At 73.6% G+C, this 24207-nt stretch carries 19 protein-coding genes and 1 other RNA gene; 5 read left to right on the top strand and 15 right to left on the bottom strand.

The window, feature by feature from the left end; genetic code table 11:
• Positions 1-602 precede the first annotated feature (602 nt).
• The 3 genes from AB0M28_RS22745 to AB0M28_RS22735 all read right to left on the bottom strand — a co-directional run bounded on the left by AB0M28_RS22745 (position 603) and on the right by AB0M28_RS22735 (position 3548).
• Positions 603-2282, bottom strand: coding sequence for a beta-N-acetylhexosaminidase (locus AB0M28_RS22745; RefSeq protein ID WP_365407778.1), 1680 nt, complete (start codon positions 2280-2282; stop codon positions 603-605).
• 298 nt (positions 2283-2580) lie between these two features.
• Complete coding sequence (locus AB0M28_RS22740) at positions 2581-2877, bottom strand: DUF3039 domain-containing protein (protein ID WP_365407775.1); 297 nt, start codon at positions 2875-2877, stop codon at positions 2581-2583.
• Between the two features lie 89 nt (positions 2878-2966).
• Positions 2967-3548, bottom strand: a complete 582-nt coding sequence (locus AB0M28_RS22735; RefSeq protein WP_365407772.1) for a YqgE/AlgH family protein — start codon at positions 3546-3548, stop codon at positions 2967-2969.
• A 298-nt stretch (positions 3549-3846) separates the two neighbouring features.
• On the opposite strand from AB0M28_RS22735, the gene murA reads away from it, so the two are divergent.
• Positions 3847-5184, top strand: coding sequence for a UDP-N-acetylglucosamine 1-carboxyvinyltransferase (murA, locus tag AB0M28_RS22730; RefSeq protein ID WP_365407769.1), 1338 nt, complete (start codon positions 3847-3849; stop codon positions 5182-5184).
• 141 nt (positions 5185-5325) lie between these two features.
• On the opposite strand, the gene AB0M28_RS22725 is transcribed toward murA, so the two are convergent.
• The 7 genes from AB0M28_RS22725 to AB0M28_RS22695 form a co-directional block, all read right to left on the bottom strand.
• Positions 5326-5607 carry an HU family DNA-binding protein gene (locus AB0M28_RS22725; RefSeq protein ID WP_365407766.1) on the bottom strand — a complete coding sequence of 94 codons (282 nt, stop codon included), beginning with the start codon at positions 5605-5607 and terminating at the stop codon, positions 5326-5328.
• Between the two features lie 338 nt (positions 5608-5945).
• A complete protein-coding gene (locus AB0M28_RS22720) occupies positions 5946-7379 on the bottom strand; it encodes an NAD-dependent malic enzyme (protein ID WP_365407763.1) in 1434 nt (477 codons plus the stop codon).
• Positions 7380-7745: 366 nt separating this feature from the next.
• Complete coding sequence (locus AB0M28_RS22715) at positions 7746-10073, bottom strand: UvrD-helicase domain-containing protein (RefSeq protein ID WP_365407760.1); 2328 nt, start codon at positions 10071-10073, stop codon at positions 7746-7748.
• Between the two features lie 102 nt (positions 10074-10175).
• Entirely contained in the window at positions 10176-10919 is a 744-nt protein-coding gene (locus AB0M28_RS22710; RefSeq protein WP_365407757.1) for a zf-HC2 domain-containing protein, read from the bottom strand.
• Positions 10916-11479: a sigma-70 family RNA polymerase sigma factor gene (locus tag AB0M28_RS22705; protein ID WP_365407784.1), complete on the bottom strand. Its 564-nt coding sequence runs from the start codon at positions 11477-11479 to the stop codon at positions 10916-10918. The genes AB0M28_RS22710 and AB0M28_RS22705 overlap by 4 nt, the downstream gene beginning before the upstream one ends.
• A gap of 381 nt (positions 11480-11860) precedes the next feature.
• Entirely contained in the window at positions 11861-13012 is a 1152-nt protein-coding gene (locus AB0M28_RS22700) for a uroporphyrinogen-III synthase (RefSeq protein WP_365407754.1), read from the bottom strand.
• Positions 13013-13141: 129 nt separating this feature from the next.
• The gene (locus tag AB0M28_RS22695; protein WP_365407751.1) at positions 13142-14521 is read right to left on the bottom strand and encodes a nitrate/nitrite transporter; all 1380 of its coding nucleotides are present in this window, start codon (positions 14519-14521) and stop codon (positions 13142-13144) included.
• Positions 14522-14727: 206 nt separating this feature from the next.
• Here AB0M28_RS22695 and AB0M28_RS22690 point away from each other — a divergent pair, with 206 nt between their 5' ends.
• Together AB0M28_RS22690 and AB0M28_RS22685 are read left to right on the top strand one after the other, a co-directional pair.
• On the top strand, positions 14728-16104 hold the full coding sequence (locus tag AB0M28_RS22690) for a DNRLRE domain-containing protein (protein ID WP_365407748.1): 1377 nt from the start codon (positions 14728-14730) through the stop codon (positions 16102-16104).
• Positions 16105-16140: 36 nt separating this feature from the next.
• Positions 16141-16608 (top strand): hypothetical protein, encoded by a 468-nt coding sequence (locus AB0M28_RS22685; RefSeq protein WP_365407745.1) that lies wholly within the window; start codon positions 16141-16143, stop codon positions 16606-16608.
• Between the two features lie 29 nt (positions 16609-16637).
• Here the strand turns inward: AB0M28_RS22685 and AB0M28_RS22680 are convergent, their stop codons facing one another.
• Complete coding sequence (locus AB0M28_RS22680; protein WP_365407742.1) at positions 16638-17591, bottom strand: LysR family transcriptional regulator; 954 nt, start codon at positions 17589-17591, stop codon at positions 16638-16640.
• An 86-nt stretch (positions 17592-17677) separates the two neighbouring features.
• Between AB0M28_RS22680 and AB0M28_RS22675 the strand changes: the two genes are divergently transcribed.
• Both AB0M28_RS22675 and AB0M28_RS22670 read left to right on the top strand, forming a co-directional pair.
• On the top strand, positions 17678-18886 hold the full coding sequence (locus AB0M28_RS22675; protein ID WP_365407739.1) for an MFS transporter: 1209 nt from the start codon (positions 17678-17680) through the stop codon (positions 18884-18886).
• An 87-nt stretch (positions 18887-18973) separates the two neighbouring features.
• Positions 18974-20713 (top strand): protein kinase, encoded by a 1740-nt coding sequence (locus AB0M28_RS22670; protein ID WP_365407736.1) that lies wholly within the window; start codon positions 18974-18976, stop codon positions 20711-20713.
• Here AB0M28_RS22670 and AB0M28_RS22665 read toward each other — a convergent pair.
• The 4 genes from AB0M28_RS22665 to AB0M28_RS22650 all read right to left on the bottom strand — a co-directional run bounded on the left by AB0M28_RS22665 (position 20700) and on the right by AB0M28_RS22650 (position 24196).
• A complete protein-coding gene (locus AB0M28_RS22665) occupies positions 20700-21941 on the bottom strand; it encodes an MFS transporter (RefSeq protein WP_365407733.1) in 1242 nt (413 codons plus the stop codon). The two genes, AB0M28_RS22670 and AB0M28_RS22665, sit on opposite strands and share 14 nt — an antisense overlap.
• A 175-nt stretch (positions 21942-22116) precedes the next feature.
• Positions 22117-22486, bottom strand: a transfer-messenger RNA (tmRNA) gene (gene ssrA, locus AB0M28_RS22660).
• 108 nt (positions 22487-22594) lie between these two features.
• Positions 22595-23080, bottom strand: coding sequence for an SsrA-binding protein SmpB (smpB, locus tag AB0M28_RS22655; RefSeq protein WP_365407730.1), 486 nt, complete (start codon positions 23078-23080; stop codon positions 22595-22597).
• Between the two features lie 18 nt (positions 23081-23098).
• Positions 23099-24196, bottom strand: coding sequence for a S41 family peptidase (locus AB0M28_RS22650; RefSeq protein ID WP_365407781.1), 1098 nt, complete (start codon positions 24194-24196; stop codon positions 23099-23101).
• Between the last annotated feature and the right edge of the window lie 11 nt (positions 24197-24207).

Genomic DNA, 24207 nt, shown 5'->3' with positions numbered 1-24207 from the left:
GCATCAGCACCCGCCGGGGTGGCGCCGCCCCGCGCCTTCGGCGCGGGGATTGCCCCCACCCACACACCACCCGTTACGGGTTGCCCTGCCTGACGCCGGCGCCTGGGCCCACGCGGGGCGGGCCCCGGCCGCGAGCGGAATCCGGTCGTCCCGCACGCCACGGTGCCTGCAGCAGCCCGAGGCTTCCCCCGGCCCCGGTCGTCCCGCACGCCACGGTGCGTGCGGCAGCCCGGGCGCCCGGGTGTCGCCTGCTGGGTGCGCGGGCAGCAGGTCCTGGGGCGCCGTCCCCGGACCCCCGTGGGAGCTGCGTCGTCGGGTGCGGATCGGACCGGGCTTCGCCGGGGCGGCCAGGTCTCCCGCCGTCACACGCGGCAGGCTTCTCCGCTCGCCGCTCGCCGCTCGCCGCCCGCCCGGGCCGGGTAGAGGGCCGAGGCGCCACACCCGTGCCCCGCCCCGGCCGCAGGCCGCCCCGCGGCGCCCGAGGCCGGCCGCAGGCCGCACCGCGGCGCCGGGGGGAGCGCCCCCGGACCCCGTACGCCGCCGCGCGCAGCGGACCGCATGACCACGCGCGAGGCCCCGCCCCTCGCGGGCGAGGCGGGCGGTCACACCGTCGGGGGCTTGCCCTCGATCGGGCGGCCCGGGAGGCCGGGGCGCTGCTGCCAGGGGTGGGGGCCGGAGGTCGGGCGGTACTCGACGCCTAGGGCGTCGAGGCGGGCGTAGTGCGCCGTCATCCGGTGCTCGAAGTCCGCGTAGTCGCGCTGGTCGGGGGCCGGCAGCGTGGACCAGGCGACCTCGGCGAACGCCGCGAGGCGGGGGAACGTCTGGTAGTCGACGCGGCGGCGGTCCTCCATCACCTCGGTCCAGACGTTCGCCTGGGTGCCGAGCACATGCCGCGACTCCGCCTCGCTGAGCTGCGGCGGCACGGGCTCGAAGCGGTAGACGTCCTCCAGCGTGCGCACCCACCCGATCGGCGAGGGCTCGTCCGCACCCGCCGCCTGCCGGTGGTCGAGGTACACCTGCTGCTCGGGGCACATCACCACGTCGTGCCCGGACTGCGCGGCCGCGATCCCGCCGGCGTAACCCCGCCACGAGGACACCGCGGCACCCTCCGCCAGTCCGCCCTCGAGGATCTCGTCCCAGCCGATCAGCCGCCGCCCGCGCCCCGCGAGCCAGCGGTCGAAGTGCCGGATGAACCACGACTGCAGCTCGTCCTCGTCCTTCAGCCCCAGCTGCCGGATCCGCGCCTGCGCGGCGGGCGAGCGCTTCCACTGGTCCTTCACGCACTCGTCGCCGCCGACGTGCACGAACTCCGAGGGGAAGATCTCCAGCAGCTCCTCGAAGACGCCCTCGTAGAAGCGCAGCACCTCCTCGGTCGGCGCGAGGATGTTCTCCGAGACGCCCCAGTCGGTCCACACGCCGAGCGAGTCCGTCTCGACCACGTCCGTGTTCCCCAGCCAGGGGTACGCCGTGATGGCCGCCTGCGAGTGCCCGGGGATGTCGACCTCCGGGACGACGGTGATGTGCCGCTCGGCGGCGTACGCGACGATCTCGCGCAGGTCGTCCTGCGTGTAGTAGCCGCCGTGGCGGCGCTCGTCCCAGTGCGGGGACGCCCGGTGCCCCATCCGGCTGCGCGGGCGCCAGGCGCCGTCCTCGGTGAGCTTCGGGTAGCGCTTGATCTCGACCCGCCAGCCCTGGTCGTCGGTCAGGTGCAGGTGCAGCACATTGAGCTTGTGCGCGGCGAGGAGGTCCAGATAGCGCAGCACGCCGTCCTTGGGCATGAAGTGCCGCGAGACGTCGAGCATCAGCCCGCGCCAGCCGAAGCGGGGGGCGTCCTCGATCTGTACGGCGGGAATCCGCCAGGTGCGCCCGGGCAGCGGGGCGCGGCGGTAGATCTCAGGGCCGAAGAGCTGGCGCAGCGTCTGCGCGGCCCAGAAGAGACCGGCGGGGCCGCCGCCGGTCAGCTGTACGCCGCCCGGGGTGACGTCGACCCGGTAGCCCTCCTCACCCAGCTCACGGCCGAGCGAGGTGTCCAGGGCGAGCCGGATGACGCCCTCGCCGCGGGGTGTCCCCTGCTCGGAGCGGAGCGACGAGCCCGGGGAAGCGTCACCGGCCGGCGGCAGCGGCAGCCCGGTCGCGGCGCCGAACTCCGCGCGCAGCCAGCGCTCGGTGCTCTCCGTTCCCGGGCCGGCGGCGATCGCGGTGCCGCGCCCCAGCGTGAAGTGGGCGGTGTCGCTGAACTCGGCGAGCTGCCGCGGGGCGGGGATGAGGGGTGACGCAGTCATGCACCACAGCCTCAGGGATGACCCCCGCCTCGCGCAATAGGTCTGTACCAATCCGCATGACGGAGGACGAACCCCGAGGTCGGCGGGGGTGCGACCCCGCCACCTCCCGACACCGGACACCGAACACGGCCCGGCAGGCGGCCCTCCGGAGGCGCGTCAGCCGACGCAAGGCGACTCAGCCCGTCCGGCGTTTGAGGACTGAGGCGCGAAGCGCCGAATCGCGTCAGCCGACGCCACGGGACCACCCGGACACGCCCCGGCGCAGGCCCGACGCGACCGCCGCCCCGGCCCGGGACGACTACTTCTTGCCGCCCTTGTCCTTGTCCTTGCCGCCACCGCCGGGACCCATGGACTCGTAGATCTCCTTGCACATGGGGCACACGGGGTACTTCTTCGGATCGCGGCTGGGGACCCAGACCTTGCCGCAGAGCGCCACGACGGGCGTACCGTCCAGCGCGCTGCCCATGATCTTGTCCTTCTGGACATAGTGGGCAAAGCGCTCGTGGTCGCCGTCACCGTGGGAGATCTGCGGCGTCGGCTCGACCAGCGTGCCGGTGCTGCTGCCGCGCTCGGGCTCGGAGAGAGGGGTGCTCATGTGGGCCAGGGTACCGCCGGGCGCCCCCCGGGCGTCGGGCCGCGGGCAGACCTCCGGGATCCCGACCGAGTCCGGCTCGTCCGGATACGTCAGTTCAGGGTCGGATCATCCGGGTACGTCGCGAACATCGCCAGCTTGCTGCGCTGCCGCCGCAGCACCGCCCGCCACAGCCCCTCCGGCGCCGGCGACGACACGTCCCCGGGCTCGGACTCCACGACGTACCACGCACCGTCCGCCAGCTCGTCCTCGAGCTGGCCCGCGGCCCAGCCGGCGTACCCGGCGAAGATCCGCAGCGTGCCCAGCTCGGCCGCCAGCAGCTCCGGCGGCGCGTCCAGGTCGACCAGCCCGATCGCCCCGTGGATCCGCCGCCAGCCCATCGGCCCGTCCGCGGCGTCCCCGCAGCCCGCGCCGCCCGGCACCACGGCCAGCCCCAGCGCCGCGTCCAGCGACACCGGGCCGCCCTGGAAGACGACGTCGGGGCTGCCGGTCAGCTCGGCCCACGCCTCCAGCACGTCGGCGACGCCCACCGGGGTGGGCCGGTTCAGCACGACGCCGAGCGCCCCGTCCCCGTCGTGCTCCAGCAGCAGCACCACCGCGCGCTCGAAGTTCGGGTCGACCAGTGAGGGAGTGGCCACCAGCAGCCGGCCTGTGAGCGATGACACCTCCGTCATGCCGACATGATCCCGCAGATCGGTTTCGCGCGGGAGTCAACGACCGTACGGATACGGCAAAGGACATATCCCGTACGGCGAAGTCCCTGCGGACGGCCGCTTTGCCGCCGGTTCACGGAAGGCGACGCGTTCCCCGTGGGCCGCAGAAGCGCCCTCACGCACCGCGACCGGCCGTCCACCCAGTGTTCTGTAGCGAATTCATGACGCTCTCGGGGACCCCTTGGGCCTACGGAGGGGGGTACCGGACGGATTAGCATTTCTCACTGTCCCCCGCCAGTCCACAGTGATCGCGAGCCTCATGACTTCAGTCCCCGACGACGTACTGATTGTCCACGGCGGCACCCCGCTGGAGGGCGAGATCCACGTCCGCGGCGCGAAGAACCTCGTGCCCAAGGCGATGGTCGCCGCGCTCCTCGGCAGCGAGCCGAGCCGACTGCGCAATGTGCCGGACATCCGCGATGTCCGGGTCGTACGCGGTCTGCTGCAGCTGCACGGCGTGACCGTGCGCCCCGGTGACGAGTCCGGCGAGCTGGTGCTCGACCCCTCGCACGTGGAGAGCGCCAACGTCGCCGACATCGACGCGCACGCGGGCTCCTCGCGGATCCCGATCCTCTTCTGCGGCCCGCTGCTGCACCGGCTCGGCCACGCGTTCATCCCGGGCCTGGGCGGCTGCGACATCGGCGGCCGGCCGATCGACTTCCACTTCGACGTGCTGCGGCAGTTCGGCGCGAAGATCGAGAAGCGGGCCGACGGCCAGTATCTGGAGGCCCCGCAGCGGCTGCGCGGCACGAAGATCGCGCTGCCGTACCCGTCGGTCGGCGCCACCGAGCAGGTGCTGCTGACGGCCGTCCTGGCCGAGGGCGTCACGGAGCTGTCCAACGCCGCGGTCGAGCCGGAGATCGAGGACCTCATCTGCGTACTGCAGAAGATGGGCGCGATCATCGCCATGGACACCGACCGGACCATCCGGATCACCGGTGTCGACAAGCTCGGCGGCTACAACCACCGCGCGCTCCCGGACCGCCTGGAGTCGGCGTCCTGGGCGTCGGCGGCGCTGGCGACCGAGGGCAACATCTACGTGCGCGGCGCCCAGCAGCGCTCGATGATGACCTTCCTCAACACCTACCGCAAGGTCGGCGGCGCCTTCGAGATCGACGACGAGGGCATCCGCTTCTGGCACCCCGGCGGCCCGCTCAACGCCATCGCGCTGGAGACGGACGTGCACCCCGGCTTCCAGACGGACTGGCAGCAGCCGCTGGTCGTCGCGCTCACCCAGGCCTCGGGCCTGTCGATCGTCCACGAGACGGTCTACGAGTCGCGCCTCGGCTTCACCTCCGCGCTGAACCAGATGGGCGCGCACATCCAGCTCTACCGCGAGTGCCTCGGCGGTACGCCGTGCCGCTTCGGCCAGCGCAACTTCCTGCACTCGGCGGTCGTCTCCGGCCCGACGAAGCTGCAGGGCGCGGATCTGGTCATCCCGGACCTGCGCGGCGGTTTCTCGTACCTGATCGCGGCGCTGGCGGCGCAGGGCACGTCCCGCGTGCACGGCATCGACCTGATCAACCGCGGCTACGAGAACTTCATGTCGAAGCTGGCGGACCTGGGCGCCCAGGTGTCGCTGCCGTCGGCGGACTAGCCCGCCCTCGTCGCCAGGCCCGAGCGGCCCCCTGAACGCCCGAGGGCGCCCCTCCCGGACTTCCGGGGAGGGGCGCCCTCGTTGCCGTACTCAGGGACCCTCACAGGTCCAGGAGCACGGCACGGCTCAGGCTCGGATGCCTTACTTGCCCTTCGCGGCTTCCTTGAGCTTGGAGCCCGCGGAGACCTTCACGCTGTAACCGGCCGGAATGTCGATCGGCTCACCGGTCTGCGGGTTGCGCGCCGTACGAGCGGCACGGTGGGTGCGCTCGAAGGTCAGGAAGCCAGGGATGGTGATCTTCTCGTCGCCCTTGGCGACGACCTCCCCGGCAACCTCGGCGAGGGCGGCCAGAACGGCGTCGGCGTCCTTGCGGGTCACCTCGGCGCGCTCGGACAGAGCGGCCACCAGCTCACTGCGGTTCATATCTAACTCCCGTGTTCTTCTTGCCAATGAGGCGTGCCATACGGCGATGCCGCATGTCCGGCACGGCGAAGCCGATGCTGCCAGGGCCCTCTGACACTTCCCGGACCGGGTCGGACGTTCCTTGACCCACGCTCCCGAGACGCATCCTGCACCCACCTGCGGTAGGAAAGCCAATCCGGTACCCCACGTTTGTACGCCGGACACCTTATGGGGCCTTCCGGGACGGTTGGCCAGGCGACGCGCCGGTGCGGCCCCGGACGGGGCCCGCCTAGCCCCCGCACAGGCCACGCGGGGCCTGCGGCGGGGTCCCAGGACGCCCGTACGGGCCCTGCGGGGCGTCAGGCGGGGATCGTGGGCGTCTCGGTGACGCCGGCCGCCTTCGCGGCCTCGCGGACCGCGCCGGCGACCGCGGGGGCGACCTTGTCGTTGAAGACGCTCGGGATGATGTAGTTCGCGTTCAGCTCGTCGTCGACCACGACATTCGCGATCGCGTGCGCGGCGGCGATCATCATCTCCGAGTTGACGGTCCGCGAGTGCGCGTCCAGCAGACCGCGGAACACGCCCGGGAAGACCAGCACGTTGTTGATCTGGTTGGGGAAGTCGCTGCGCCCGGTGGCCACGACCGCGGCCGTCTGGCGGGCCACCCCGGGGTCGACCTCCGGGTCGGGGTTGGCGAGCGCGAACACGATCGCGCCGTCCGCCATCGCGGCGACGTCGTCCCCGTCGAGGACGTTCGGGGCGGAGACGCCGATGAAGACGTCCGCGTCGCGCACGGCCTCCTTCAGGGTGCCCGTCATGCCCTCGGGGTTGGTGTTGTCGGCGATCCAGCGCAGCGCGGAGGACTCGTCGGCGTTCACCAGGTCCTCGCGCGCGGCGTGCACCACGCCGTGGATGTCGGCCACGACGGCGTGCTTGACACCGGCCTCGATCAGCAGTTTCAGGATCGCGGTGCCCGCGGCGCCGGCCCCGGACATCACCACCCGGACCGCCCCGATGTCCTTGCCGACGACACGCAGCGCGTTGGTCAGCGCGGCGAGTACGACGATGGCCGTGCCGTGCTGGTCGTCGTGGAAGACGGGGATGTCCAGCGCCTCGCGCAGCCGCGCCTCGATCTCGAAGCAGCGCGGGGCGGAGATGTCCTCGAGGTTGATCCCGGCGAAGCCCGGGGCGATCGCCTTCACGATGGCAACGATCTCGTCGGTGTCCTGGGTGTCCAGGCACAGCGGCCAGGCGTCGATGCCGGCGAAGCGCTTGAACAGGGCGGCCTTGCCCTCCATCACCGGCAGCGCGGCCTTCGGGCCGATGTTGCCCAGGCCCAGCACGGCGGAGCCGTCGGTCACCACGGCGACGCTGTTGCGCTTGATGGTCAGCCGGCGGGCGTCCTCGGGGTTCTCGGCGATCTGCATGCACACCCGGGCGACGCCCGGGGTGTAGATCATCGAGAGGTCGTCGCGGTTGCGGATGGGGTGCTTGCTCTGCATCTCGATCTTGCCGCCGAGGTGCATCAGGAAGGTCCGGTCGGAGACCTTGCCGATCTGGACGCCCTCGACGCCGCGCAGCTTCTCCACGATCTGCTGGGCGTGGTCGGTGCTGGTGGCGGCGATCGTGACGTCGATACGGAGCTTCTCGTGGCCGGAGGCCGTGACGTCGAGGCCGGTGACCGACCCGCCGGAGGACTCGACGGCCGAGGTGAGCTGGCTCACCGCGCTCCCGCCGGCCGGGACCTCCAGTCGGACCGTGATCGAGTACGAGACGCTCGGCGCCGTTGCCATGACCGTTTTACCTTCTTCGCTTCTGCGTGTGGGTCGTGCTCACCGATGGTCGCACCTACCGGTGGGTATCCGGTAACGAGAGCATGGGAGCGGAATGAATTTTCCACATCGCGGTATCGAAAGCAATGTCCGGCCCGGGCGGGGCGCATGTTCTTCCACGGGACGGGAATGGTCTAACGGGTCGGCTTTGTTAGGCTGATTACGGCACCGGCTCGATCCATGCCCCCGGGCCCAACCTTTGCCGCTACGAGCGGCCTTTTGCCGCGAGGCGAGCTGGCGGGTCGGTGCCGTGAACGTCCGAAGGGCGCCCCATGTCGTACGACATGGGGCGCCCTTCGCCGTCCGGCGGCGCGTTCCCGCGCGCGGTCAGGGCCGCAGCAGGTCGGGTACGCCCGTCTCGTCGGGCAGGTCGCGGGTGCCCGCGAGCACCGTCAGCCGCTGGGTCGCGCGGGTCAGCGCGACGTACAACACCCGCAGCCCCGCCGGGGATTCGTCCGCGATCTCGGCGGGCGAGACGACGACCGTCGCGTCGTACTCCAGGCCCTTCGCCTCCAGCGAGCCGAGCGCCACCACCCGGTCGCCCAGGTCCGCGAGCCAGCGGGCCGCCTCCTCGCGGCGGTTCATCGCCACCACGACGCCGATCGTGCCGTCGACCTCCCCGAGCAGCCGCTGCGCCTCCGCGCGCACCGAGGCGCCGAGGTCGTCCCCGGCCACGGTGAAGCGCGGCGACAGGCCCGTCGACCGCACCGCCTTCGGCGGCTTCTGCCCGGGCATGGCGAGTGCCAGCACGCGCGAGGCGATCTCGGCGACCTCCGCCGGGTTGCGGTAGTTGACGGTCAGCTCGAAGCGGCGGCGCGGGCGCGTGCCCAGGGCCTCCGCGCGGGCCTCGGCGGCCTCCTCCGGGTCCGACCACGACGACTGCGCCGCGTCGCCGACGACGGTCCACGTCGCGTGGCGGCCGCGGCGGCCGACCATCCGCCACTGCATCGGCGTGAGGTCCTGGGCCTCGTCCACGATCACGTGCGCGTACTCCCGGCGCTCCTCCGCCAGCCGCTCCGCGCGCTCCCGGCGCGTCTCGGCGGCCATGCCGGGCATCAGCTCCTCCAGGCCCGTGAGCTGCTCCAGCGGGTCCAGCTCGCGCGGCTGCTTGGGCCGGGCGGGCGCGCCGAGGACCGCCTGCAGCTCGTCCAGCATCGCCACGTCGTGCACCGAGTACGCCGGCGTGCGCCCCGCCGCGGCCGCGGCCGCGTGCCGGCCCAGCGAGCGCCGCAGCCGCCTGACCTCGTCGGGGCGCAGGATGCGCCGGGCCCACCGGTGCAGGGACCGGTCGTCGGCCATCGCGGTGAGCACGGCCTGCGGGGTGAGCTCGGGCCACCAGGCCGCCAGGAAGTCGGTGAAGGAGTCCTCGCCCGCCACGTCCTCGTCGAACGCCTGCCGCGCCTCCGCCGCCAGCTCCGGGTCGAGGTGCCGGCGCGGTCCGCCGGACTTCGACCAGAGGGCGTCCAGCAGCAGCCGACGGGCGCGCGGGCGCAGCAGGTTGACGGGGGCGGTGCCGCCGAGGGCGGCCTGTTTGACGCGGTCCAGCTCCTCCGGTTCGAGTTCGAGCCGGGTGCCGAAGGCCACCACGCGCAGGCCCCGGCCGCGCCCCGGGCGGGCGCCCTCGATCGCACCGCGCGCGGCACGCCGCAGCAGCCGCGCCATCCGGGCAGAGCCCTTGATCCGGGCCACCGGCGGCTCGTCGTACACGGTCGCCTCCGCACCGTCGACGAGGGAGCCGATCGCCCGGATCGCCACCTGCCCCTCCTCGCCCAGCGAGGGCAGCACGCCCTCCGTGTAGGCGACGAGCAGCGGCGTGGGGCTGACGATGAGGATGCCGCCGGCGTAGCGCCGCCGGTCCTGGTAGAGCAGGTACGCGGCGCGGTGCAGGGCGACGGCCGTCTTGCCGGTGCCGGGCCCGCCCTCGACCTCCGTGACGGACGCGGCGGGGGCGCGGATGACCATGTCCTGCTCGGCCTGGATGGACGAGACGATGTCCCGCATGGTGTGCGTACGGGCCTGCCCGAGGGCCGCCATCAGCGCGCCGTCGCCGATGACGGGCAGCTCGCGCCCGTCCAGGGTGACGGTCAGCTCGGGGCGCAGCAGATCGTCCTCGACGCCCAGCACCCGGCGGCCCTTGGAGCGGATCACCCGGCGGCGTACGACCCGGCCCGGGGCGACCGGCGTGGCGCGGTAGAAGGGCGCCGCGGCCGGCGCGCGCCAGTCGATGACCAGCGGCGAGAACTCGGCGTCCAATACGCCGAGACGGCCGATGTGCAGCGTCTCCTCGATCTGCGCGCCGCCGTCGGCGACGGCGTCGTCCGCCGGCTCGACGGAGGTCATGGCGCCGTCGGGGCCGCGTACGCCGTCCTTGCCGCGCAGCAGGTCGATCCGGCCGAAGAGGAAGTCCTCGAACTCGTTGTTGAGCCGGCTGAGGTGCAGGCCGGCCCGGAAGACCTGGGCGTCGCGCTCGGCGAGCGCGCCGGGCGTGCCGACATGACCGCGCCGGCTCGCGTCGTCCATCAGGAACTCCGCCTCGTGGATCTTCTCCTCGAGGCGGACGTAGACGCGGTCCAGGTGGTCTTGTTCGGCGACGATCTCGCGATCGCGGACGGAATCGGCAGCGGACGATTCGAACGTGGCACGGTGCGCGGCCAACGCGTCCCCCTTCGTGCAGGTAAGGCAGCCGTCCACCGTACGCGAAGAGGCACCCGGGGGCCAACGTTTCGGGGCGTCGTACGCGAACCGGACGCCGCTTCGTTACCGGTCGCCCGTCGCCACGGACACCAGCTGCTCGCCGTCCCACGTCCGTACGACGAACCGGGCGATCTGCTCGGGCGTCATCGCCGCGCCGCCGTCGATGTACAGGGCGGGGGTCGCGGTCTTCGGCCCGCCCCCGCCGGCTCCGCCGTCGCCGTAGCCGTCGCTGGGCACGGACCAGGTGGAGAGCGTCTCCTCGGAGCCGTCCTTGCCGACGGCTACCAGGCTGCACTTGCGCGGACCGGTGACGTTCTTCAGCTCCAGCACCGCGTGCGTGCCCCACGCCTTGGCCTCGGTGGCCACCGTGGCCGTGACGCGGGTGTCGGGGTCGGTGGCGCCGACCTTCCGCAGATCGCCCTTCTCGAAGAACTCCTGCGTGGAGCTGCCGGTGGCCGCCACCGGCGGCGGGTCGTCGCGGTCGGAGAGGACCGCGGCGGTCGCCACCGGGCCGCCGATGATCAGCGCGGCGGCCGCGCCCACGACGTACAGCCGGCGGCGCCGTACGGTACGGCGGCGGGCGGCCACCTCGGCCAGGGCGCGCTCCAGCAGGCCCGGTGGCGGCGGCTCGGCCTCCGGGGCGCCGGGGCCCAGGTCGGAGAGCACCTCCGCCACGCCGAGCAGCGACTCCAGCTCGTCCGCGCAGCGGTCGCAGCCGGCCAGGTGCTCCTCGAAGCGGGTCGCCTCGGCTTCGGTGAGGAGGCCGAGGGCGTACGCACCGACATCCGTGTGCTGTACGTCGGTCATGCCGTGACACCCCTCTCCTCCAGAGAGAGCTTCAGTGAACGCAGGGCGTAGAAGACCCGCGACCGGACGGTACCGGGGGGCACGCGCAGGACCTCCGCCGCCTCCTGCACGGTACGTCCTTTGAAGTACGTCTCGACGAGCGCCTGCCGGTGCGCCTCGCTGAGGTCGCCGAGCGCGTCGGCGATCGTCATCCGGTGCAGGGCCCGGTCGATCTCGTCGGCGGCGGGCAGGGAGTCCAGCGGGGCGGGGTCCACCTCCTGCGGGCGCGAACTCCGGCTGCGGTGGCCGTCGATCACTATCCGGCGGGCGACGGTGACCAGCCACGGCCGTACGGAGCCGGTGGCCCGGCGCAGCTGGTCGGCGTTCTTCCACGCCCGCAGCAGGGTCTCCTGGACGACGTCCTCCGCGCGGTGGCGGTCGCCGGCGACGAGCCGCAGGACGAACGCGAAGAGCGGGCCGGCGTGCTCGGCGTACAGCCCGCGCATCAGCTCCTCGTCCGGCAGCTCGCCGGACGCACTCTGCGCGGCCCGTGAGGTCTGTCCGTACGGCCGCTCGTCCACCACGACGGCATCCTGTACCACGGCTCACCTCCCGGTCGAGACCCCACCGCTGACCGATACGCACCCGAGGCCGATCCGGCTCAATCCCGGTCCCCCGCACGGGCCTCCCGGCGCGGAATCGCCCCCCGCCCGCGTCGCGGCCGGCGCCGCCCGCGCCTCCGGCGCGGGATTGCCCCCGCCCACACGCCACCCGTTACGGGCTCGCTTGCCTGACGTCGGCGCCTCCGGCGGAGTGCCGCAGGGACTCACCCCCGGACCCCAGGCGCCGGGCGGTACCGCGTGGACCGGCGCTCGGGTGGTCTGCGGGTGGGTGTCGACCCCCGCGCCGAAGGCGCGGCGAGCCCGGCGCCGGCACCGGTCGCGACGCGGCGCGCATACCGGCTACGCCTGTGCGTACTTCGTCTCCGACGAAGGGTCGTGGGCCAGGCGGTAGCCCCGTTTCACCACCGTCTGGATCAGCCGCGGGCGCCCGAGCGCCGTCCGCAGCCGCGTCATCGCCGTCTCCACCGCGTGCTCGTCCCGCCCCGCGCCGGGGAGCGCGCGCAGCAGGTCCGCGCGGGAGACGACCCAGCCGGGGCGGCGCGACAGGGAGCGCAGCAGGGCCATCCCCGCGGGCGGTACGGGCCGGAGTTCGCCGTCCACGACGGCCGCGTGGCCGCGGACCTCCAGACGGTGACCGGCGACGTGAAGCGGGCGCACCCGGCCGGGGAGTTCGACGGCGAGCAGCTGGACGAGCGGGCCGAGGCGGAAGCGCTCCGGCTGCACCGTGGGCACCTCGTGCCGCTCCAGCGGCAGCGCCGTCACCGGCCCGACACACGCCGCGAGGACGTCGGTGCGCAGGGCGTCGAGGACCTCCCCCGTGAGCCCGCGATCGGACGCCCGCGTCAGCAGGCTCGCCGCGGCGGGCGCGGAGGTGAAGGTGACCGCGTCGAGGGAGCGCGCGACGACCGCGTCGAGCAGCCGGTCGACGGGCGCGATGTCCTCCGGCGGCATCCACCGGTACACCGGCACGCCCACCACCTGCGCCCCGGCCGCCCGCAGCGCCTCCGTGAAGCCGGGCAGCGGCTCCCCGTGCAGCTGCAGGGCGAGCCGGCAGCCGTCGACGCCCTCCTCCAGGAGCCGGTCGAGCACCTCGGCCATCGACTCGGAGGCCGGCGACCACTCCTCCGTCAGCCCCGCCGCGCGGATCGCCCCGCGCACCTTGGGCCCGCGGGCCAGCAGCCGCACCCCCGACAGCCGCCGCAGCAGCGCGTCCCCGAGGCCCCAGCCGTCGGCGGCCTCCACCCAGCCGCGGAAGCCGATGGCGGTCGTGGCGACGACGATCTGCGGCGGCTGGTCGATGAGCTGCTTGGTCATCGCCAGCAGCTCCGTGTCGTCGGGCAGCGGGACGATCCGGATGGCGGGCGCGTGCTGCACGACCGCCCCGCGCCGCTGCAGCAGCGTGCCGAGCTCCTCGGCCCGCCGGGCGGCGGTCACTCCTACGGTGAACCCGGCGAGCGGTTTCACGCCGCCGGTGTCGTGCTCTGTGTGCATGGCTGTCGTCCCCGGCTCCGTGGTGCCCTTGAGCGCCGCATCCTCCCGGGGACGGGTGACGTCCGCGGATCACGGGCATTTCCTGGCTGTTACGACGGTGGCGCGGGGCGTGACCCGCGCCACCGTCCGTCACACGTGCGCGTAGGCGGGCTGCTGGGCCGCGGGGTCCGCGGCGGGCGCCGGCACCAGCGGCCGGCGCAGGTATACGGCCCAGGTGACGCCGAAGCACACGGCGTAGAAGGCGAGGAAGCTCACGCAGGCCATGGTGCCGTTGCCGTACGACAGGAAGGACTGCCGGAAGGCGAGGTTGATGCCGAGCCCGCCGAGCGCCCCGACCGCGCCGATCAGCCCCATCGAGGCGCCGGACAGCCGCCGTCCGTACGCGGCCGCCTCCTCGCCCGTGAGCCCCTTCGCGACGGCCTTCGCCTGGTAGATGCCGGGGATCATCTTGTACGTCGAGCCGTTGCCGAGCCCCGTCAGCAGGAACAGCGGGATGAAGCCGGCCAGGTACAGGGGCAGCGACTTCTGAACGGACGCGGTGACGACCAGGCCCGTGAAGGCCGCCATGCCGAGGAAGTTCCACAGCGTGATGCGGGCGCCGCCGTACAGGTCGGCGAGCCGGCCGCCCACCGGGCGGACCAGGGAGCCGAGCAGCGGCCCGACGAAGGTGAGCGAGGCCGCCTCCAGGGGCGTACGGCCGAACTGGTTCTGCAGGACCAGGCCGAAGGCGAAGCTGTAGCCGATGAAGGAGCCGAACGTGCCGATGTACAGGAAGGACATGATCCACGTGTGCGGATCCCGGGCGGCCTCGACGGCGGCGCCGGTGTCGTTCCGTACCGGGGCGAGGTTGTCCATCCGCAGTGCGGCGAGGGTCGCGGCGATCACGATGAGCGGGAGGTAGACCGCGAGCAGCACCCGCGGCTGCCCGTCGCCGGCGGTGCCGATGACCAGCAGGCCGACCAGCTGGACGACGGGTACGCCGATGTTGCCGCCGCCGGCGTTGAGGCCGAGGGCCCAGCCCTTCCTGCGCAGCGGGAAGAAGGAGTTGATGTTCGTCATCGACGAGGCGAAGTTGCCGCCGCCGAGCCCGACCAGCGCCGCGACGGCCAGGAACGTGCCGTAGGAGGTGCCCGGTTCCATCACCACCAGCAGCGTGCCGGCGGGGATCAGCAGCAGCGAGGCGCTGATGACCGTCCAGTTGCGTCCCCCGAAGCGCGCCACGGCGAAGGTGTACGGGACGCGCACGACGGCGCCGACGAGGGTGGCCATGGCCACGAGGAAGAACTTGTCGGCGGGGGTGAGCCCGTACTCCGGGCCCATGAACAGGGCCAGCACCGAGAACATCGTCCACACGGAGAAGCCGATGTGCTCGGCGAGGACCGAGTACAGGAGGTTGCGGCGGGCGGTCCGCTCGCCCTGCTCCGCCCAGAAGACCTCGTCCTCGGGGTCCCAGTGCTCGATCCACCGCTTGCCGCCGCGCCTGGGGGGCGCCGTGCTGGTCGCCGTCATAGCCCGTCCTCCGTGCCCTGGATGCGTCTGATGGGCCCGAAGGTAGGGACGGCGGATTTCCTCGCTGTGGCAGCACGTGACGCGCGGGCAACCTTGCGCTCACTTTCGGTGGTCTGAAGGGGTGAGGCGGCGAATGCGGCCGGAGGCCGGCAGGGAGGGAGCGATTCCGGCATACCCTTCGATTACCGGGAGACCTGGGGGGAAACGTGATCAAACAGCGGTTGGGCGCCGTCCTCTTCTCGCTGGCCGTGCTCGCCGGGGCGACGGCCTCACTCGCCCCGCCGGCGGCCGCCGCCGTGGTGACGTACGCCCCGGTGGCCGACGCGTACATCGACAGCGCGGCGCCCGCGGTGAACTTCGGCACGGCGCCGGGGCTGCAGGCGGACGCGAGCCCCGTGCAGCGGCTGTATCTGAAGTTCACCGTGGCCGGGCTGACCGCGCAGGTCACGGGGGCGAAGCTGCGGCTGCACGTGAACGGCGCCGCGGACGCGGGCAGTGGCTTCGGCGGCACGTTCAAGTCGCTGACGAACACGGCGTGGACGGAGAGCGGGCTCGTCTGGAACAACCGCCCCGGCATCGACGGCCCGGTGCTCGGCACCCTCAACACCGTCTCCCCCGGCGGCTGGTACGAGTTCGACGTGTCGTCCCTGGTGAAGGGCAACGGCACGTACGCGATGGCCGCCACCTCCACCAGCGCCGACGGCGTGCGCTACGACTCCCGCGAGACCGGCGCCGCGACGGCGCCGCAGCTGGTGCTCACCACGGCCGGTGAACCGCCCGGCGACGAGGCGGTGCTGGTCGGCGCGGGTGACATCGCCTCCTGCACGTCCTCCGGCGACGAGGCGACGGCGGCGCTGCTCGACGGCATACCGGGCACGGCCTTCACCGCGGGCGACAACGCGTACCCGTACGCCACGGCGGAGGACTTCGCCGGCTGCTACGGGCCGTCGTGGGGCCGCCACCGCGACCGTACGGCCCCGACGGCGGGCAACCACGAGTACCACAACGCCGGGGCGCCCGGCTATTACGGCTACTTCGGCGCCGCTGCCGGCTCCCCGGGCCAGGGCTGGTACTCGTACGACCTGGGCCCCTGGCATGTGGTGGCGCTGAACTCCAACTGCGCGGCGGTCGGCGGCTGCGGCGCGGGCTCCCCGCAGGAGCAGTGGCTGCGCGCCGACCTGGCGGCCTCCGCCGAGCAGTGCACGGTGGCGGTCTGGCACCACGCGACGTTCACCTCGGGCGCCGGGCACGGACCGGCGACGGAGACGCTCCCCCTCTTCCAGGCCCTGTACGACGCGGACGCGGACCTGCTGGTCACGGCCCACAACCACAACTACGAGCGCTTCGCCCCGCAGAACCCGGCGGGCGCCGCGGACCCGGCGCGCGGCATCCGCGCGTTCGTCGTCGGCACGGGCGGCGCGTCCCACTACGGCTTCGGGACGGTGCGGCCGAACAGCGAGGCGCGCAACGGCGACACGTACGGCGTGCTGAAGCTGACGCTGCGGGACGGTTCGTACGACTGGCGGTTCATACCGGAGGCGGGCAGCACGTACGCGGACTCGGGCAGCGGTCAGTGCCATTGAGCGCACGCGCGGGCCGGAGCTGCCACGATGGCCCGCGTGCGTCCGATCCTCTTCCTCGACGTCGACGGCCCGCTGATCCCCTTCGGGGCGGACGGCGGCTATCCGGTGTATCCGCCCGAGCCGGCGGGCAACCCGCTGCTCGCCCGCCTCGACCCGGCGCTGGGGCCGCGGCTGCTGGCCCTCGGCTGCTCCCTGGTGTGGGCCACGACCTGGCAGCACGACGCCAACGTCTGGATCTCCCCGCGCCTGGGGCTGCCGTCGCTGCCGGTGGTGGACTGGCCGGACCTGGCCGAGCCGCCGCACGGGCTGCACTGGAAGACGCCCGCGCTGGTGGACTGGGCGGCGGGCCGCCCCTTCGCCTGGGTGGACGACGAGATCGGCGCCCGTGACCGCTCGTGGGTGGCGGCCGTCCATCCCGGGCGGGCGCTGCTGCGGCACGTCGATCATCGGCGGGGGCTGACGGACGGGGACTTCGCGGCGGTGGAGGAGTGGGTACGCGGGTAGCGCCCGGTCAGTACGCGGATAGCGCCCTGTCAGAGCGCCCCGTCCGCCGGCGACAGCCACGCCCCCGCCGGACGCCGCAGCCACGCGCCCCGCGAGGCGAGGTCCGCCGCCGCCGACTGCAGGGCCGCGAGGCCCGCGTGCCGCAGGCCGCGCCGCCACACCAGGGACACCGGGGCGAGGGGGCGCGGATCGCACAGCGGGCGCAGGACCATGCCGGGCATCCCGATGAACTGCCGCGTCGCCAGCACCGACCACCCCTGCTTGCGCACGACGCGCACGAACTCCTCCTCCCCCGCTATCTCCGGGAAGGGCGCCGCCATCCGGATGCCGTGCGCGGCGAACAGCTCGGCCGCCAGCTCGGTCCACTCCACGGTGGCCGCGTTGCCCGCCGCCGCGTACAGCGTCTCGCCGCGCAGGGACGGCAGCGGCACCTCGGACAGCCCCGCCAGCCGGTGCGTGTCCGGCAACAGCACCGCCATCTCCTCGTACCGCACCAGCCGGTGCTCCAGCCGCGACCGCACGTCGGCCGGCAGCCCCGCCACCCGCCCGAACGACACGTCCAGCCGCCCGGCGAGGATCTCCGCCGCCGCCCCGGTCAGCCCGCTGTGGAAGCGCGCCGCGAACTCCGTACCGGGCGCCGCCTGCCGCGCCGCCCGCAGCACCTCGTACCCCGTGGACACCCGCGCGCTCACGTCCACCAGCAGCGGCCGGTCCTGCGCGGTCCACGCCGCGGCCAGCTCGTCGTACGCGCCGAGCACCCGGCGGGCGTGCGGCAGCAGCCGCTCGCCGTCCGGGGTGAGCGCGACCTGCCGGGTCGTACGGACGAACAGCTCCGTGCCCAGCTCCCGTTCCAGCCGCCGGATGTCACGGCTGAGCGCCTGCTGCGCGACGTAGAGCCGGGCGGCGGCGCGGGTGAAGTGCAGTTCCTCGGCGACGGCGGCGAAGGAGCGCAGCAGCCGGGGGTCAGGATCGTGGCCGGGCATCCGGCCATTATTCACAACACGTGCGCGTGAATGCACGCTGAACAGGTGTTGGACCCGCGGTCGCCGCGCCCGCGAGGCTTGATCACATGCCGACAGCCCGCGCCTACGCCCAGATCTTCGCCGTCCCCGGCACCCGCGCCTTCACCCGGTGGAACCTCCTCGCCCGCCTCCCCATTGGCATGTTCGGTGTCAGCACGGTGATGATGATCGCCTCGGGCTACGACTCGTACGCCCTCGCCGGCGCCGTCGCCGCCACCGGCCTGGTCGGTGGGGCCGTCGCCGGCCCGCTCATCGGCCGGGCCGTCGACCGGCGCGGCCAGGCCCGTACCGCCGTCCCGGTCACGGCGACGGCAACGGCCGGCGCGCTGCTGCAGGCGCTGTGCGTACATCTGCACGCCCCGGTGTGGACCCTGTTCGCCGCGCAGGCGCTGATGGCCGCGGTCCCCAACGCCGGCGGCATGTCCCGTGCCCGCTGGGCGCACCTCTTCCGCGACGACCCGGCGAAGCTGCACACCGCCAACTCCTTCGAGCAGGCGGCCGACGAGGTCTGCTACATGCTCGGCCCTGTGCTGGCAGCACTGCTGTGCACGTCGCTGTTCCCCGAGGCGGGCATGCTGACCGCCGCGGCGCTGATGTTCACCGGCATCGTGCTCTTCACCGCGCAGCGCTCCACCGAGCCGCCCGTCGCCGCCGCCGCGACCCGCGGCCGGGCGCCGCTGACCGCGCCCGGCATGCCGGCGCTGCTGGCCGTCTTCGCCGGTACGGGCGTCATCTTCGGGTCCCTGGAGGTCGTCACGATCGCCTACGCGGACGCCGAGGGCCACACCTCCGTCGCGGGCGCCGTCCTCGCGCTCCAGGCCGCCGGATCCTGCGCCGCGGGGCTGCTGTACGGACTGCTGCCGCCCGCCGTCTCCCCCGCCGCCCGCTTCCGGCTCTGCCTGGCGGCGATGACCGCCCTGATGGCGGCCCCGCTGCTGGCGACGTCCGCCGGCGGGTTCGCCGCGCTCGCCCCGGCACTGCTGGTCGCGGGGATGGCGACGGCCCCGACGATGGTCACCGGGATGAGCCTCGTACAGCGCCTCACCCCGCCGGACCGCCTCAACGAGGGCATGACGCTCGCCGTCACCGCGATCCTCGGCGGAATCGCCGCCGGATCGGCCGCCGGAGGCTGGACCGTGGAGCACACGGCGGACCCTGCCAGTGGCTACTGGCTGCCTCTCACCGCGGCTCTCCTCGCCTTTACCACAGCTGCCCTGCAGAGCTTGCACAACGCGACGCCCCGGTTGCAGAGTTGACCCTCCGGCCCCGCTCCTGTCCTTGGGCCGCCCCCGGCTCACGCATCACGGGGGGAGACGTGCCAACGGGGAAGGGACAGCCGAGCGATGCAGAGCCTGGAGGCGGGGGATCCACACACGATCGGCGAGTACCGGTTGATAGGCCGGCTCGGCTCGGGCGGCATGGGCCGGGTCTATCTGGCCCGCTCGGACCGGGGCCGTACGGTCGCGGTCAAGCTCATCCACGAACGCCTCGCCCAGGAGCCCGCGTTCCGGGCCCGCTTCCGCCAGGAGGTGACGGCGGCGCGCCGGGTCGGCGGCGAGTGGACCGCGCCCGTGCTGGACGCCGACACGGAGGCCGCGGTGCCGTGGGTCGCCACCGGCTATATCGCGGGGCCCGCACTGCAGGACATCGTCGAGCACGACCACGGCCCGCTGCCGGAGACGTCGTTACGGGTCCTGGCCGACGGGCTCGGCCGCGCCCTGCAGGCCGTCCACGCGGCCGGCCTCATCCACCGCGACCTCAAACCGTCCAACGTCCTGCTCACCCTGGACGGCCCGCGCGTCATCGACTTCGGCATCGCCCGCGCACTGCACGGCACCGGCGAGGAGTCCGTGACCCGGACGGGGGTGGCGGTGGGCTCGCCCGCGTTCATGTCGCCGGAGCAGGTGCGCGGGGCGCATCTGACGGCGGCGAGCGACGTGTTCAGCCTCGGCTCGGTCCTGGTGTACGCCGCGTCGGGGCGGATGCCGTTCGGTACGCCGGACGGCGGGGTGCTGGGGCTGATGTTCCGCATCGCCCAGGAGGAGCCCGACCTGGCGGGCGTACCGCAGGGGCTGCTGCCGCTGATCGGCCGGTGTCTGGAGAAGGACCCGGCGCTGCGCCCGGACCCGGCGGAGGTCGTCGCCCTCGCGCGGGCCCCGCGGGTCGGGTCGGGCGGGGAGCCATGGCTGCCGGGCGGGGTGCTGGCGCGGCTGGGGCGGCACGCGGTGCGGCTGCTGGAGGTGGAGGATCCGGAGGCGGGGGGCGCGGCCGGGGAGGACATGGAGGCCGCGGCGGTCGGCGAGGCCGTCTCCGGGGAGGCCGGGCCCGATCCCGCCGAGCCGGTCGTGCACGGCGGCCGCCGCGGCCGGCGCGCGAAGCCCTCGCGTGCCCGCCGCTCGTCGCGCGTCCTGGCCGTCGTCGCGGCCGTCGTGGCCACCGCGCTCGCCGGCGGCGGCGCCCTCCTCCTCAGCGGCGGGGAGGGCGGGGCCGACACCCGCAGCGGCGCGAACGCCGCCTCCCCGGACCAGGCCCTCTCCGGCAACACCGGCGCCCCCAGCTCCCTCCCGCCCGGCTCCACCGGCTCGGCGCGGCCGGGCGCCACGCCCCGCGCCGGCACGGCCTCCCCCAGGGGCAGCGCCTCCGCCGGCCCGGGCACCAAGCCGTCCCGCTCGGCCGGCGCGACCGCCCCCGGTGCCACGCCCGGCGGGGAACCCGGGGACGAGGGCGACGTTCCCGAGGCGTTCCTCGGCTCGTGGACCGCCGAGTACTCGGCGACGCTCGCGACGCACAAGCGCGAACTCACCATCGTCCAGGGCAGCATCGGCACCCCGGTGATCACGGTGACGGGCACCGGGAAGAGCGCCCTGGGCGCCACGTACACCTGCGTCTGGACGGCGTCCCTCACCGACACGGGCGAGCCCGGCGCCCCGCTGCGCGTCGGCTCCGCGGCGCTGACCGAGGCGGACCCCGCCAGTGCGTGCTCGGTGGACCCGGCGAGCACGCTCACCCTCACCGACGGAACGCACCTGCGCCGGGACTGGCCGGACGGTTCGAGGGACGCGCTGACGTTCACGAAGGTGTAGGCGCCCGGGCACCGACGGCCCGCACCACCGCCACGATCACCGCGACGCCCACCGTCGCCGCGCCCGACCCGGCCAGCACGGCGCGCGGTCCGAGCGCCGCCACCAGGGGGCCGCCCAGCGCCACCCCGACGGGCGTGGACGTGAGCAGCATGGCGCTGCGCGCGGCGAGGACGGTGGTCAGCAGGGGTTCGGGGGTGCGGTTCTGGAAGAGGGTGAAGGAGAGCGCGGAGTACGGCCCGTAGATCGCCCCGCCGAGCGCGAAGCAGACGATCGTCACGGGCGCCCCCGCACCCGTACCGAAGGGCAGCAGTACGAGCCCCCAGCCGGCCACGATGCCCAGGGTGACCGGCCACAGCGGAAGCCGGCGCAGCGCCCCCGCGGTGAGCCCGCCGGCCACGGCTCCGACGCCGAACAGCGTCCAGTACAGGCCGAGCAGCGCCGAGTCGGCGTGCAGGTCCTCGGTGATGTGCAGCGGGAGGGCGACCTCGACGGGCCCGTACAGGAAGAAGAACAGCCACGTCAGCGCGAGGATGCCGAGCAGCTCCGGCTGCCCGCGCAGCAGCCGCAGCCCGGCGGCGGACCGCCCGGCGTCGACGGGCGCCGCGGCCGGGGCGTCCGCACGCGGTGCGGTGCGCGCGGCCTGCACGCCGAGGACGGCGAAGGACAGGGCGTCCACGCCGATGATCCAGGCGGGGCTGACGACGGTGGCGAGGAAGCCCGCGGCCGCCGGCCCGACGATGATGCTGGCCGACCCCATGGAGCTGAGCAGCGCGTTGCCGGCCAGCCGCCGCTCCGCGGGCAGCAGCTGGGCGAGCAGGGCGAACTTCCCGGCCCCGCCCCACGCCATGAGCAGCGACGAAGCGCCGAGCAGCCCGACGTACAGGAGGGGGTGCAGCCACCCCGCCGCCCAGGCGAGGGGGATCGCGCCGAGCATGACGGCCCGCAGCGAACTGTTGAGCACGAGCAGCCGCCGCGGCGGCATCCCGCGCAGCCACCGCCCGAGCACCAGCGCCCCGACGGCCCCCGGCAGCGCGTACGCCGCCACCGCCGCCCCCAGCAACAGCTCCCGCTGCCCTTCGGGCGCCACCACCACAGCCAGCCACGCCACGGCGACGGCACTCATCCCGTCCCCGAGATCGGAGGCGGCGAACGCGGGCATCATCCGCCGGAAGGGCCGGTGGGCGAGCACAGGACGATACGCGGCAGGAACCGCACGTATGACAGGCACCGGCGCACTGTGCCACCTGAACCGCTGTTGAGGTCAAGATCCCGGCCCCGGGGTCACCCCGTGATACCGACGGGGGTGCGGGTGGCGGAGCCCCCGCGACGCGCGGCGAAGCCGCGCAGAAACGACGAAGGCGAGGCGGTCTGCGCAGTTCGCAGACACACCTCGCCGTTCGCCTTCGTGGAGATGGCGGGAATCGAACCCGCGTCCAACGGTGCGGAATCAGGGCTTCTCCGTGTGCAGTCCGCTGCGATTTTCTCAGCCCCGGAGATCACGCGGACAAGTCTCCGACGGGCTCAGTCACTGTGAAATGTCCCGTTACACCCCGTGACCGGGTCTAACGGTTCAGTCCCCTAGCTGATGCCAGGATCCGGGTCGGGAACAGCCCCGGGCTGACACTTCGCAAGTCGCTACTTAGGCAGCGAGGGCGAAGGAATCGCGCTGAGTATTGGCGATTATTGGTTTCGGCCTGTGGTTTACGAGATCATGGCCGCTTCCTCGACACGCTTCCCCTGCTTCGACAGCCGCTGTCGAAACCGATCATCCCCATGTTGATTTATCAAGGTGTGCGCCGCTGTGGGCGCACCGCCATCCTACGGGAACAGCGCGGCCGGATGCCACTACATTCCCCGCAGGTCAGGCGGAGCGGTCCCGCCTCACGCCCGCTGCTTGCGGCGGGCCGAAGAGATCGCCTTGTCCGCCTCGCGGCGGTCCTGCTTCTCGCGCAGCGTCTGCCGCTTGTCGTACTCCTTCTTACCCTTGGCGAGCGCGATCTCGATCTTCGCCCGGCCCTTCTTGAAGTACAGCGCCAGCGGCACGATCGTGTGCGCCGTCTCCTGCGACTTCGCCTCGAGCTTGTCGATCTCCGAGCGGTGCAGCAGCAGCTTGCGCCGGCGCCGGGCGGCGTGGTTCGTCCACGTGCCCTGCGCGTACTCGGGGATGTGCACGTTGTGCAGCCACGCCTCGCCGCCGTCGATCTGCACGAAGCCGTCGGCGAGCGACGCACGGCCCTGGCGCAGCGACTTCACCTCGGTGCCCGTGAGCACGATGCCGCACTCGTAGGTGTCGAGGATGAGGTAGTCGTAGCGCGCGCGCTTGTTCTGCGCGATGAGCTTGCGGTCCGGATCCTTTTGCTTAGCCATAGCCCGGTCATTCTCGCACTACACACCCGCCCCGAGGCCACCCAATACTCTGCGCGCTTCCGCCTCCGCGTCCTTCGCCCCCGGGACCTGGAGGTCCGGGTCCACCCCGTGGCCCTCCAGGCTCTTGCCGGAGGGGGTCCGGTACTGGCCCACGGTGAGCTCGGCGACCGAGCCGTCGGGCATCGAGCGCGGCAGCTGCACGGTGCCCTTGCCGAAGGTGCGGCTGCCGACCACGACCGCCCGGCCGCGGTCCTGCAGCGCGCCGGTGAGCAGCTCCGCGGCGCTCATCGTGCCGCCGTCCACCAGGACGACCAGCGGGGTCGCGGTATCGCCGCCCGGGTCGGCGTAGAGCGCGTGCTGCGCGCCCTTCAGGTCGTACGTCGCGACCACCCCGTCGTCGAGGAAGGCGGACGCGGCGCCCACCGCCTCGGTGACCAGGCCCCCGGGGTTGCCGCGCAGATCCAGCACGATGCCCGCGCCGGCGGCCTCGCGGGCGGCGGCACGGACGCGCTCGCCGCTGCCACGGGTGAAGGCGTCGACCTTGATCACGGCAGGTCCCCGGCCGGACGTCAGCGTGACCGGCTGGAGGGTGAGCCGCTCGCGGTGCAGGGTCTGCAGCCAGCGCCCCCTGCCCGGCCTCTGCAGACCCAGCCGCACGGCGCTGCCGACGGCCGCGGTGCCGGTGCGGTCGGCGCGCAGCCGGGTCACGACCTCGGTCACCGGCACCCCGGTGACCGGGAAGCCGTCGATCGTACGCAGCCTGTCACCGGCCCGGACACCGGCCCGGTCGGCCGGCCCGGAGCGCTGCACGCGGGCCACCTCTATCCGCCCGCCCCTGGCCCGTACGATCCACAGCCCGACGCCGACGTACTCGCCGTCCAGGCCCTGCCGTACGCCCTCGTACTCGCCGGCGCTGTACGCCGAGGACCAGCGGTCGCCGCTGCGGCTGACCAGCTCCTGCGCCTCCAGCTCGCCGCCGTCCTGCCGTGGGGCGGGCTCGTCGGCGTCCCGCAGGGCGGCCGTCTCGTCGCCGGCGAGCAGCCGCATGGCACGGCGCCCGTCCTCGGCCCACGATCCGGTGGCCGCTCCGGCGGCGAGGACGCTCGCGAACACCAGGGTCAGGGCTG

It is taken from the genome of Streptomyces sp. NPDC051940 (assembly GCF_040680895.1).
GTDB lineage: Bacteria > Actinomycetota > Actinomycetes > Streptomycetales > Streptomycetaceae > Streptomyces.
The sequence above is the reverse complement of the archived record's forward strand: the minus strand, read 5'-3'. Positions and strand labels throughout refer to the sequence as shown.